This is a genomic window from Mycoplasma sp. CSL10137 (genome assembly GCF_017116845.1).
Lineage (GTDB): Bacteria > Bacillota_I > Bacilli_A > Mycoplasmatales > Metamycoplasmataceae > Mycoplasmopsis.
Map to the genome: position 1 here is coordinate 105,922 of NZ_JAFIRE010000002.1, position 12,695 is coordinate 118,616.

The window sequence follows — 12,695 nt, forward strand, 5'->3', positions numbered from 1 at the left end:
AAATCCCGTTTGGGATTTTTATTTTTAAAATCATCTCCTTTTAATATGGAGATGATTTTAATTTATTTTGAAATATTTTTAACTTTATCGATTAAACTGTTTATTATTTCATCGTATATATTATTCATTGTTGTGAAATTTATTGCGTTAACGATTGGAATTTGACTACTAATTCTGTCGTCATTTCATTTTTCACTTGATTCTTCTGCTATTTTATTAAAATAATTATTTAATTTTTCGGTTGATAATCAACTAATATCATCATTATTATAAAAGAATTGATTATATACATTCACGACTTTAACTATTTTTTGATTTGTTCATTTATCGACAAAATCAAATGAAGGAATTAAATAAAAAATATCTTCATTATTTGATTTTAATTTATAAAAAGTGGTTTTTATATCAAATCTGTCAACTAACATTTTATTTAAGTCATTGATTTCTGTTTCTAAAAATTTTGAATTATCAATCATTTTGAATGGATTAATTTTTTCCCCTCATTTTATTTGTGTCTTTACTTTGTCCAATGAATATTTTTTATTATATTTTTGAGATATAAAATTGTTTTTTCATTGATCGGGATTGTTTTCAAATAAGTTTTTTTCTGTTTCGTCTCCATTGATAAATTTACTATTAATAAAATTATATATATTATTAATTAATTGTTCTTTATTGAAAATGATTAAGTTTGAGTTTTCATCGAAAAAACTTTTTTCTACTTGAAAACTAATTCCTGAAATAAAATTTTCAAATTCATTAATTTTAAATTCAGGCATTTCTTTTTCTTCATTATTACCTTCTGCTAAACCAGAATGAGGTCTAGTATAATTTATTTTTAAATCTCAAGGTCTATAAAAAAAGATATTTTGAGTTCCTTTTTCATTAGAAATTGTATTTGTTCATGTGTAATTTATTCGTATTTTATCGCTATATTTAGAATTTCCTTTTATTTTATCTATTGAAATTACTTCTGCTTTATATCCGTTAGGAATATTAATAATTCTAAAATTATTTTTATTTATATTATCCATTCTATTTTTAGAATTTCATATTTGGGAAATATTCTCTGTAGCGACTATTTTTAAATTATCTAAATCTAAACTAGATTTATTGTTAATATTTGTTGTTTTATTTTCTTTTGAATTAGATGTTTCGGTAGTTTTGCTAGTTTCGTTATCTTTGTGATTTGAACTTTGATTTTGTTTTTCGTTAATTATTGTTTTTTTAGAGTTAGTACTTTTTACATGTTGGTTATTATTTTCTTTGTTTTGTGTTTGAGAACATGAAATTGTAACTGTTGGTAATGCGATAAGATTTAGGAAAACAAACAATAGAATTTTATTTTTTACTTTTTTCATAAAAAAATTATATTTTATAAATTTTATGGTGATTGAAATTATTTTAAAATGAATTATTTATTCTTTACTTTTAAATAGTTTTTTCTAAAAAAATATTAAATATTTTTATTTATTAATTAAAAATATAAAATTAATATATGAGAGAAAAAATATATCTACACACAAATACAGAATATTCATTTTTGAGTTCTACCATAAGAGTTCAAGAACTTTTAGAACTTGCAAAAGAAAAGAATATTAAGTATATTCCTTTAACAGATAAAGAAAATTTATTTGGACTTCAATATTATTGAAATTTTCAAGAAAAATATGATTTTAAACCTATAATTGGTTCTGAATTTTATCTAAATGAGAACTTTACGATAATTGTTTTAGCAAGAAATAATGAAGGTTTAAGGCTTATTCAAAAATTAATTTATAAAAAATCAAAAGGTGATAATTTGTCACTTTTTGATTTTGAAAGCAATGATTTATTTGTAATAGATCATTTTGAACTTGGGATGGTTGCGAAAAAAATAATTTTAAGCGAATTACCCAAAAATTTTTACTTTAATTCTAAGAAAAATATCAATAATAGAAAAGTTGTTTATGCACCTACAAAAAGAATTTTGCATAAAGAAGATAATGAATTGTTGCCTCTTCTTAATTTTATCAATCCAAATAATGATGTTGTAAATAAGATATACAACGATTATTTTTTAGATAATGAATTTGAAGAATTAGACCAAGAGGTTTATGATCAAATGGTCAATATTGTTGAAAGTATAAATATAACTAAACCAAATAGTGAAATTAAATTAGCTAATTTTTCTAATGATAATATTGATTTTTTTAAAAAATTAATTCTTGGAAAAAGATATAAAAAAATAGTAAAAGAATATGATGTAAAAATAGTTAATGATAGGATAAATTATGAGTTTAACGTAATTAAACAATTGGGATTCATAAACTATTTTTTAATAATTCAAGACGCTCTTAGTTTTGCACGTAAACAAGGTATTGAAATAGGTCCTGGACGTGGTAGTGCTTCAGGCTCATTAATTTCTTATTTATTAGAAATTACTTCGGTTAATCCTTTAGAGTTTAATTTATTATTTGAGCGTTTTTTAAATGTTGAACGTGTTACGTTACCGGATATAGATATCGATATACAAGACACAAGACGTGATGAAGTTTTCGAATACGTGAAAAATAAATATGGCGAAGAAAATGTTTCTTTTATTTCTACATTTCAAACTTTAGCTTCTAAAAATTCTATTCGTGACACTGCTAGATTTATTAATCATAATGAAGTTATAATCCCAAAAGATGAAATTGATAAAATTTCAGCTTCTATAAGTTCTAAATTTTCAAATTTAATTGAAAATTATGAAAGTAACAAAAAATATAAAATTTGAGCAGATAAATATCCGCGGTTACATAATTTAGCTTCTAGAATTGAAGGATTACCAAGGCAAACCGGAGTTCATCCCGCAGGTTTAATAATTTGTAATCAACCCTTATATAATGTTGTTCCTGTACGTAAAAACCAACAAACCTTACAACAAGTTGAAATGACACTTGATAATTTAGAAAAATATGGATTAATAAAAATAGATTTTTTAGGTCTAAAAAACTTAACTTTTATTAATAATATAGAAAAAAGTCTAGAACCCGAAAATCACTTTGATTCAATTTTAGAGGACAATGTTTCATTATTTAACGATAAAATCACTTTTAATTTACTAAATTCCTTAAATACAAACGGTATTTTTCAATTGGAATCTCCAGGTATGAAAAAAACAATTAAGGATGTTAGAATTGATAGTTTTGACGATATTTATGCTATTATTTCATTATTTAGACCCGGACCTCTTGAGTATATACCGATTTATGCTAAAAATAAAAACAATCCATATTTAATTGAAAAAATACATCCGATTTATGATCAAATAGTTAAATCAACTTTCGGAATAATTGTTTACCAAGAACAGATCATGGAAATAGTCCAAAAGATATCAGGGCTTTCTTTCGCACAAGCCGATTTATTAAGAAGAGCAATTTCTAAAAAAGATGAGTCAAAATTACATTCTTACAGAAAGATGTTTTTTGAAGGCGGGCTAAAAAATAACATTAATTTCGAAATTTTAAAAAAAATATACTTTAATATAGAAAAATTTGCTAACTATGGATTTAATAAATCACATGCCGTTGCGTATGCTTTAATTGCATATAAATTAGCATATTATAAAGCGAGATTTCCAATGTTATTTTTTAAAGTTCTACTTAGTGAAAGTAGTGGTGATTTAGACGCTATTAAAAAATACTCGGACGAAGCTTTTTTGTGCAATATAAACATCGAAACACCATCAATAAATTATTCTAGTGACGATGCTAATATTCATAATAATTCCATTTTTTTACCGCTTTTAATGATTAAAGGTCTTGGTAAGGTTGCAATTGATAAAATTGTTTATGAACGTAGTATTAATGGTTTTTATAATAATTTTATTGAAGCATACTTAAGAATGAGACTGTATGGTTTAAGTGAGTCTAATATAGATCTTTTAATTAAGTCTGGCTCAATGAGAGAATTTAATAATATAAATACTCTACTTTCTTGAACTAATATAGCAAAAACTTTTTATTCTGACTTAGTGCTTAGAATAAAAAGAAATAATATTCACCAAGAAGAATATAATTCGTATCTATTAGACTTTATAAAAGAGTTAAATTTGGAGATGTATACTAAAAATTTACCTATTGAGTCAAACGATTTAAAAGAACAAAAAGAATTAGAGATCAAATTATTAGGCAATAGTTACAACACTTCCTATCATAAAGTTCATAATAAACAAATAGATCATAATGTGCCTTGTCTAGCTAATGTTGGTGAAGAAAAAATATGATTAGAGGTTGAACTCATTAGTGTTAAGGTTGGATTTAAAAACGAAAGACAAACTAGTTTGAAAATAAGTGACTTTTCAACAACTGTAACAGCAAATGGGTTTAATAGCAAAATAAGAAATTTAATAAATTTAGATACAAGAAGAAAAATAAGAGTGTTAATTTCTAAAAAAGATAATAGATTTTACAATATATTAAATTACGAGGAGATTTATGGAGAATAACAAAAAGAGTTTAGTAATTGACGGTAATTATTTAATGTTCCAATCTTTTTATGCAACATATAGAGGTGAAGGTAGTTTAATTTTAAGCAATTCTTTTGGTGTGCCTACCAATGCAATTCAAGCTTTTATGATGCAATTTTTAAAACTAATTAAATTTGTGAGACCTGATAGTATTTTTGTTGCTTTTGATGCTAAGGGCCCCACAAAAAGACATGAAATTTTTTCAGAATATAAATCAGGAAGAACTAAAGCTCCGGATATACTTTACCCTCAATTTGACTGAATTAAAAGAATATTAAGCGGACTAAATGTTGTTTGACAAGAAAAGTTAGGAGACGAAGCAGATGATTTAATTGCGACATATTGTTCTAAAGTTAATGGAAAAAAATATGTTTTTTCAGCAGATAATGATTTATTACAACTCGTAGATGAAAATGTAACAATTCTTCGCAAAGATAAAACTAACTACAAAGAAATTAATAAAGATAATTTTTTTCAAATTTTTAAATTTCTACCAAATCAATTAACTTCATACAAAGGGTTAAAAGGAGATTCTTCAGATAATCTTCCGGGGGTGTTCGGAATTGGCGAAAAAACCGCTATAAGTTTGCTTGAAAAGTATAATAATTTTGAAAATATATATAAAAATTTAGAAAATAATAGAGATCTAACTAAAAGTGTCAAAAATAAATTAATTAATGGATATCAAACCGGTTTAATGTCATATAATTTATCTATATTAAATTGTGATGTTGAAAATTTTGAAACAAATTTAGAATTTTATAAATTACAACTAAATTATAATAATGCCATGGATATACTAATGGAACTGGAATTAAGCGTAGTTATAAATGAACTTAGAAAAAACTTCTAATAAACCTATAGCTATTTGTGGTCAAATTGGTTCTGGAAAAACCACCATAATACAAGAGTTAAAAAAAATGGGATATAGTACATTAATTTTAGATGATTATGTTTCTGATTTATATAAAACTAATAATGAGTTAATTTATGAAATGAAGGAAAAAATTGGTGATTTTATAGTAAAAGATCAAATTATTAGTAAACAATTATTAAAAGAATGAATATTAAACAATTTTAATAATATATATAAAATTGAAAATATTATTTATCCTTACATTTATAAACATTTAGTAAATAATAATTACGATTTTATTGAATTGCCCGTTTTAGACTCTGAAATAATTGATTTTTCAAAATTATTAAAATATGTTGTTGTTATTCATAGAAAAAATAAATTTGTTGTGGAAAACCCTCTTGTAGACTGACTAAATAAAAAAAATGACTATATAATAGATTTAAAAAGAAAAAATAAAAACTTAATATTTGTGGATATCTATAATGATAATCGAGAGATAACTAAAAAAATAAAAAAAATATTATTAAAAACTCAATAATAATTATAAAATAATAAAGCTACTAAATTTTAGGAGGACATAATGGAAAAAGTAAATTTAGACTATGATAATTTCGAAATAAGTAAAACAACTATTATTAGCAATGAGGATCTTGAAAATCTTAGACTTTTTTACGGGCCTTTTTTGGGTGCTGAGGCAGTTTACTTATATGAGTATTTATTAGATCTTGTGAAGGAATCTAATTGACGTAAGGTTGAGTTTCCATTTAGTCTCTTAAGTTTATATTTAAATATTAATATAGATAGTTTAAATGTTGCTCGTAAAAAATTAGAGGCAGTAGGTTTAATTAATTTATATAACGACAACTCAAAAGCTATTTCTATCTTTGATTTACAAAAGCCACTCGATTATAACGGTATTATAAATAATGAATATATTTCTAATTTAATAAAAGATAATATTGGTTTATCTAACTTGAATTACTTAATAAGTACCAAAAAACATAAAATTAGCGTTATTGATGATTCTAATTATGAAGACATTACAACAAATTTCTTTGATATGTTTAATCCTAATGAAACAAGTTCTAAAAATAATATTAAACAACATTACACAAATGTTGGTAAAAAAGAATATACAGAAAATGAATTAAGAGTAATGACTAAAAATCAACATATTAAAATACCTCTTCAAGCGGGGAGTGTTATTTACACAAATACTTATGATGCGATAATAAATCTTAAACCAGATGAATTTTATTCACAAATTAATAAAATTTCATTATCAATGGTGGATAATGACTTAATTTCATTTTGAGCTAGTAAAGTTACAGATTATAAAGTCTTAAATCTAGCAATGTTTATTGGTCGTAAAGCGCGCAAAACAGATTCTTGAACAAAGTATGTTAATACTTTAATTAAAGAGTTAGAAACACAAAATATTAATGATTATTACGAGGCTGAAGAATATTTAATTGGTAAAATGTTTAATAATGGTAAATTAAGACCAATATACGACGAGTTTATAGTTTTAAAAAATAATATTCAAGGTAGAAATGAATAGCAAATTAAAAATTATTGATCCCAAACTTAATTTTGCCAATTCTAATTTAGTTGTTGATGATAAAACTTTCATCGATTCTATAAAAAGTGATTCTGAATTAATTAAGTACTTAGATAAGTATAATATTTCAGATCAGGAAATAATTGAAAATAGAAATGATTTTTCTATAATGCGAAAAAATAATTCATCGAAGGATGTATTTTTTCTTATTCAAGTAAGAAGAAATCAAAACGAAAAATTGGAATTTTATTCTACTTTTTCGAAAAATTCGATCACAAAAAATTATATGATGAAAGAGAATATTGCATTTACCGAAATTTCTAAACCAACTACAGATGTTATTTCTTCAAATATAAGTCAAATAAAAAGAGGAAATGCCGTTTGAGAGTTTTTAAAAAATCTTAAAAAAGATAAAAATAAGTTTTTTGAGAATTTTTATGTTTATGGTGATGTAGATAGTGTTAGACAAGAATTTTTAAGTTCTTATGTTAATTTAATTGCTCAAAAAAATTTTAATGTTGCTTATATTGATATAAATTTATTAGATGATTATGTCAAAAATAGTTTAAAAAAAGAGAATTCAAATGAAATTATTAATAATTTAATTTACGAACTTAGTCAAATTGAATATTTGGCTATCGACGAAATCGGGTTGAAAACATTATCTTCATGATTTTTAGAAAGAGTTTTTTTAAATATAATTTCAAATCGACTATCAAATAATAAAAAAGTATATTTTGGAGCTTATTTTAGCTTGTCTTTTTTACATAAATATATTTTTAAAGATGACGCTTATATTGTTTCAGATTCTAATTCAAAAAAAGTTAAAAAATTAAAACCTTTGGCAACAAAAATTATAAAGACAATGAAATTATTATCAGAACCGAAATTTTTGTGAATTGATGATAAGTATTTGGAGGATAAATAATGAAAATAGTTTTAGCAGGTACACCTGATTTCTCGGTACCTATTTTCGAGAAAATTATCAATAATTTTGATGTTGTTGCTATAGTTTCACAACCAGATAAACCTAACAAAAGGGGTAATAAAGTAACCCCTACTCCAACAAAAATGCTTGCAAATAAATACAATATAAAGTTATTTCAACCAACTAAAATTAAAGATATCGAGCAAGATTTAAAAGATTTAGAGTATGATATTTTTTTAACATGTGCCTTTGGACAATACATTCCAGAAAGTGTGCTAAAAATTGCTAAATTAGGCTCTATTAATATTCATGGTTCTATTTTGCCAAAATATAGAGGTGCGGCCCCAATACAATATTCCCTTTTAAACGGGGATAAAGAAACAGGAATTAGTTTAATATTCATGGATAAAATAATGGATGCTGGAGACATTATCTTCAAAGCAAAAATTGATATTTCTGAATTTGATACATCAGATACCTTGTTTAAAAAAATAAGTATATTGGCACAAGAAAAAATTGTAGATTGATTGAATAAATTTGAAAAAAATGATTTTATAATTGAAAGACAAAATAATGATTTAGCCACATTATCTCCTAAATTATCGAAAGAAGATGCTTTTTTAGATTCGTCACTGACTGTTGAAGATGCTTTTAATAAAATAAGAGCATTTAGTTCTAATCCAGGGGCTTATATTTTACTTAATGAAAAAAGAGTAAAAATTTTTTATGCTCATAATAAGAAAAAACATAATAATTCTTTAATCTTAAAATTTAAAAATGGATTTTTATATGCAACTGATTATCAATTCGAATCTAAAAAAAGGATTAATTTACTTCAAAAAACGTCATAAAAAGATGTTTTTTATTTTTTATAACTTTTTTAAAAATCTTTTTATATAAGAAATATTTTTAAAAAAAATAAAATAAAAAGTTAAAAAAGTTTATAATTATTAAAACATAACAAAGAAGTTATGTTCTTATATAAAAAATAAAACACTTTGAAAGGATAAAATGAAAAAAGTAGCAATTAATGGTTTCGGTAGAATTGGTAGATTATTCTTCCGTAGATTATTAGAATCACAATCAGATGTACAAGTTGTTGCAGTTAACGACTTAACAGATGCTAAAACATTAGCACACTTATTAAAATACGATACTGCATTTAGAGCATTAAATGCAGATGTTAAAGCAAAAGAAGGTGCTATTGTAGTTGATGGTAGAGAAATTAAAGTATTCGCTGAAAGAGATCCAGAAAACTTACCATGAGGTGAATTAGGAATCGATGTTGTTGTTGAATCAACTGGTTTCTTTACAAAACGTGAAGGTGCTGAAAAACACTTAAAAGCTGGAGCTAAAAAAGTTGTTGTTTCTGCACCATCTGATTCAGATGTTAAAACAGTTGTTTACAATGTTAACCATGACATTTTAAATGCAGATGACAAATTAATTTCTGCAGCTTCATGTACAACAAACTGTTTAGCACCTTTAACAAAAGTATTATCAGATAAATTTGGAATTGTTTCAGGATTAATGACAACAGTTCACGCTTACACAGGAGACCAAAGATTACAAGATGCTCCACACCGTGACTTACGTAGAGCACGTGCAGCAGCATCAAACATGGTTCCTACAACAACAGGAGCAGCTAAAGCTATTGGATTAGTAGTTCCTGAAGCAGCAGGTAAATTAGACGGTTCAGCAATTCGTGTTCCTGTTTTAACAGGTTCAATCGTTGACTTAACAGTTAGATTAGAAAAACAACCTACATTAGAAGAAGTAAACGCAGCTATGAAAGAAGCTGAAAGTGAATCATTTAAATATGAAACAAACCCAATTGTTTCATCAGATATCGTTGGTGAAACACACGGATCAATTTTCGATTCATTATTAACACAAGTTCAAAAAACTTCAGAAGGTAATGTGTACAAATTATTCTCATGATATGATAATGAAATGTCATACGTTTCTCAATTAGTTAGAACAGTAGTTTACTTTGCTAAATTATAATGATTAAATAATTTATAAAAAAATCAAAGCATTAGTTTGCTTTGATTTTTTAATAAAAAATTATAAGAATAAAAGAAATAAAAAAGTTTTGAATAATATTCAAAACACAAAAAAGTATAAAAAAATGGCGGAACAGAGAGGATTCGAACCTCCGCGGGAGTTGCCTCCCCTACAGTCTTAGCAGGACCGCCTCTTCAGCCTCTTGAGTACTGTTCCATCAAAATGTAATATTATTATATCATATAAAACAATTAATTAAATACTAAATTAGATTTTTTATAAAGACCTTGAAACCAAAGTGTGTTGACCTCGTTAAAATAAATGTATAATAGCAAAGAAAAAATACGTTTAACCTATTTTATTTTTAACCCCTCTTTTTATAAGAATATAAAATAAAAGTGGGTGGATTAATTTAAAATAAAATTATAAATGGTAAAGTAAAAAAATAATAAAATAGGCTTTAACCTATTTTATTATAAAAAAACATTAAGTTTTATTTTTTAAATCCATAAACTAGTTTTCCTGAATTATATGAATAATAGTTGTCTTCGCCTTCTACATCGATTAATTTGTATTCAAATTGATCAATTTCGGGAAATCTTTTTCTAAATAAAAACATTATAAACTCATAAACCATAATCATTGCTCTTACATCATTTTCGCAATATTTTTTTCAATTCAGGTACTAGCTCTTGCTCTCAAACATTATCAGAAATAGCATTAACATGTCTTAAAATTGCTGCTTCCATAGCCATAGTACCTTTTTGAATTACAAATTCAGAATATGGTGTTATTTTAGATTTTAAATCAAAATTCATTTTTTTAATATATTTTTCAATTCTTTTTATTGAATAAAAGTAATTTAAAAATTTAATATGTATTCTTGATTTATTTGAAATATTCTAATTATTTTCTTTGTTTAAATTCTTTTCTTGAGAAACTTTGATATCATTATCATTTTTTGTGTAAGTGAAATAATCATCAATCAAGTAAAGTGTGTTTAAAACAGTAAGTTAATTGATCATAATTTGACGAAAAATTCATATCAATATTTATGTATCCATTAAGAGTTTCGAGTTGCTTCTTATAATAATCTTTTGCAATTATAATAAATAGAATATTTATTTATTTTATTATAAATACCTAATAAAATTACTTCATCTTCTTTCTCTATTTCGAGGTTTATAAATAAATATTCTAAAGTGTAATTTTCTAGCGAGTTAATATCAATTAAATTATTTTTGCTAGGCTGTTTTCACATCAAATCGGCCTATTCTATACCATGATAATTATAGAAGTATTTAGAGTTTTAATTTTTAATATAACTTTTAATAATATTATTGTATCATTAGATGTTTGACTTATTATAAATTTTAGTTTAAAATCGTGTTTGTTTTCGAGTACCAATAAATAGTATTTGTTTTTAATTTTTTTGTGTATTTTTTATATTTGCTATTCAAATGGTTTGGATTTAAAACCAAATTAATCAATGATTTTTAATATCTAACTTTTTATTTAAATTTAAATTCATTGTTATAAAAATAGAACTCTATTATTTCTAAAGTGTTATTTTTTACCTAATTTAATCATATGTTTTTTAAATTCTTAATTTAACTGAGTTTGATAGTATATTTCTATACATTAAAAACTAATTATTTTTTCTTTTTTTGTTTTATTTTTAAAATTTAGCACATTATAGTTATGTTAAATAATAAGAATAGAGGAATGTTTTTGGAAAGTGTTATAAATAAGACAATTTCCTGATTATGACAAAATAATATAGCATTTATTGAAAAGAAATCCCTTAGTATAGTTTTTAAAGGAGTAGAAAAAGATTATAAGAAAAGTAGATTATTAGATGCGAAAGTTACAAGAAAAAGCACTGTAGATTATATTGGTTGTTATAACGGAAAATTTATTTGTTTTGAAGCTAAAAGTGTTAATATAGATCGCTTTTCTCTAGATAACATTAAAAAACATCAATTTGAATATTTGAAATCAATACATTTAAATGGAGGTATTTCTTTCTTAATTTTATTTTTTTCACATTATAACGAATTTTATTTTGTAGATATCAATTATCTTGACTATATTTATAATAATTCAAATATTAAGTCAATTAATTATCAAGAGATAAAAAATAATTCAAGAGAATTAACTCTTGAATTTCCTGGGATATTGAATATATTAAGCTTTTAAATCAATTAAATCACGTAGATATTTTGATGGTTTGTATTTAATTACACGTTTTTGAGGAACAACTTGTAATTCTTTTGTAAATCTATTTGTTATTGTACGTTGTGGTTTTACAACTGTTGAGAAAATACCTAATTGAGCAAGTTTAACAGTATCTTCAGCAATTAATTGTTCTTTAAGCACAAAAACACATGCATCTAAAAATTGTTCTACGTCTTTTGATTTCATTTCTAATCTATCGGCAACTTCGATAATGAATTCTTTTTTTGTCATTTTTACTCCTAATATTTTTGGTCTTTATATATTTTATTATTATACATATTTTTTTTAAAAAAGCCTTAATTTTAGTGAAAAAAGTTTTTTATGATATCAAATCCACATTTTTTTAATTAAGAATATCAAGTTTTTGAATGAAAATTTTATTTATATATTTTTAAAAATTAAAAATGATTTTTAACTCGCACTAAAAATTAATATTTATATTTTTGATTTTCAATGCTTAAAATTAAAAATATAAATATTTTTTACTTTTACACATTACTGTAATGTATTTTCTAGAAATTAAAATGATATTTTTATTTTTTGATTATAAAGTTAAAAATGGAATTAAAAATTACTAATATACATATTATGTAGGCTTAAAAGGAAATTA

Annotated in this window: 12 protein-coding genes and 1 tRNA gene; 8 read left to right on the forward strand and 5 right to left on the reverse strand. The window is 23.8% G+C overall.

All coding sequences use genetic code 4. The annotated features are described in order from the left end of the window. Nucleotides 1-62 precede the first annotated feature (62 nt). On the reverse strand, nt 63-1,361 hold the full coding sequence (locus JXZ92_RS01725; protein ID WP_205852065.1) for a hypothetical protein: 1,299 nt from the start codon (nt 1,359-1,361) through the stop codon (nt 63-65). A gap of 137 nt (nt 1,362-1,498) precedes the next feature. On the opposite strand from JXZ92_RS01725, the gene dnaE reads away from it, so the two are divergent. The 7 genes from dnaE (at nt 1,499) to gap (ending at nt 9,847) form a co-directional block, all read left to right on the forward strand. Next, a complete protein-coding gene (gene dnaE, locus JXZ92_RS01730; RefSeq protein ID WP_205852066.1) occupies nt 1,499-4,471 on the forward strand; it encodes a DNA polymerase III subunit alpha in 2,973 nt (990 codons plus the stop codon). Further along, on the forward strand, nt 4,461-5,345 hold the full coding sequence (locus tag JXZ92_RS01735; RefSeq protein ID WP_205852067.1) for a 5'-3' exonuclease: 885 nt from the start codon (nt 4,461-4,463) through the stop codon (nt 5,343-5,345). Before dnaE ends, JXZ92_RS01735 begins: the two co-directional genes overlap by 11 nt. After that, nucleotides 5,323-5,889, forward strand: coding sequence for a dephospho-CoA kinase (locus JXZ92_RS01740; RefSeq protein ID WP_205852068.1), 567 nt, complete (start codon nt 5,323-5,325; stop codon nt 5,887-5,889). The genes JXZ92_RS01735 and JXZ92_RS01740 overlap by 23 nt, the downstream gene beginning before the upstream one ends. A 42-nt stretch (nt 5,890-5,931) precedes the next feature. Next, a complete protein-coding gene (locus JXZ92_RS01745) occupies nt 5,932-6,912 on the forward strand; it encodes a hypothetical protein (protein WP_205852069.1) in 981 nt (326 codons plus the stop codon). After that, nucleotides 6,905-7,840, forward strand: a complete 936-nt coding sequence (locus tag JXZ92_RS01750) for a hypothetical protein (RefSeq protein ID WP_205852070.1) — start codon at nt 6,905-6,907, stop codon at nt 7,838-7,840. The genes JXZ92_RS01745 and JXZ92_RS01750 overlap by 8 nt, the downstream gene beginning before the upstream one ends. Further along, nucleotides 7,840-8,691: a methionyl-tRNA formyltransferase gene (gene fmt / locus JXZ92_RS01755; RefSeq protein ID WP_205852071.1), complete on the forward strand. Its 852-nt coding sequence runs from the start codon at nt 7,840-7,842 to the stop codon at nt 8,689-8,691. Before JXZ92_RS01750 ends, fmt begins: the two co-directional genes overlap by 1 nt. A 160-nt stretch (nt 8,692-8,851) precedes the next feature. Continuing rightward, the gene (gene gap / locus JXZ92_RS01760) at nt 8,852-9,847 is read left to right on the forward strand and encodes a type I glyceraldehyde-3-phosphate dehydrogenase (RefSeq protein ID WP_205852072.1); all 996 of its coding nucleotides are present in this window, start codon (nt 8,852-8,854) and stop codon (nt 9,845-9,847) included. A 125-nt stretch (nt 9,848-9,972) separates the two neighbouring features. Here gap and JXZ92_RS01765 read toward each other — a convergent pair. The 3 genes from JXZ92_RS01765 to JXZ92_RS01770 form a co-directional block, all read right to left on the reverse strand. After that, nucleotides 9,973-10,063, reverse strand: a tRNA-Ser gene (locus JXZ92_RS01765). A 277-nt stretch (nt 10,064-10,340) separates the two neighbouring features. Next, on the reverse strand, nt 10,341-10,466 hold the full coding sequence (locus JXZ92_RS03975) for a hypothetical protein (RefSeq protein ID WP_255533602.1): 126 nt from the start codon (nt 10,464-10,466) through the stop codon (nt 10,341-10,343). Continuing rightward, nucleotides 10,453-10,665 carry a hypothetical protein gene (locus tag JXZ92_RS01770; RefSeq protein ID WP_205852073.1) on the reverse strand — a complete coding sequence of 71 codons (213 nt, stop codon included), beginning with the start codon at nt 10,663-10,665 and terminating at the stop codon, nt 10,453-10,455. The genes JXZ92_RS03975 and JXZ92_RS01770 overlap by 14 nt, the downstream gene beginning before the upstream one ends. A 907-nt stretch (nt 10,666-11,572) precedes the next feature. Between JXZ92_RS01770 and recU the strand changes: the two genes are divergently transcribed. After that, the gene (gene recU, locus JXZ92_RS01775) at nt 11,573-12,046 is read left to right on the forward strand and encodes a Holliday junction resolvase RecU (protein ID WP_308699355.1); all 474 of its coding nucleotides are present in this window, start codon (nt 11,573-11,575) and stop codon (nt 12,044-12,046) included. On the opposite strand, the gene JXZ92_RS01780 is transcribed toward recU, so the two are convergent. Then, entirely contained in the window at nt 12,035-12,316 is a 282-nt protein-coding gene (locus JXZ92_RS01780) for an HU family DNA-binding protein (protein WP_205852075.1), read from the reverse strand. The genes recU and JXZ92_RS01780 overlap by 12 nt on opposite strands. Nucleotides 12,317-12,695: the final 379 nt, after the last annotated feature.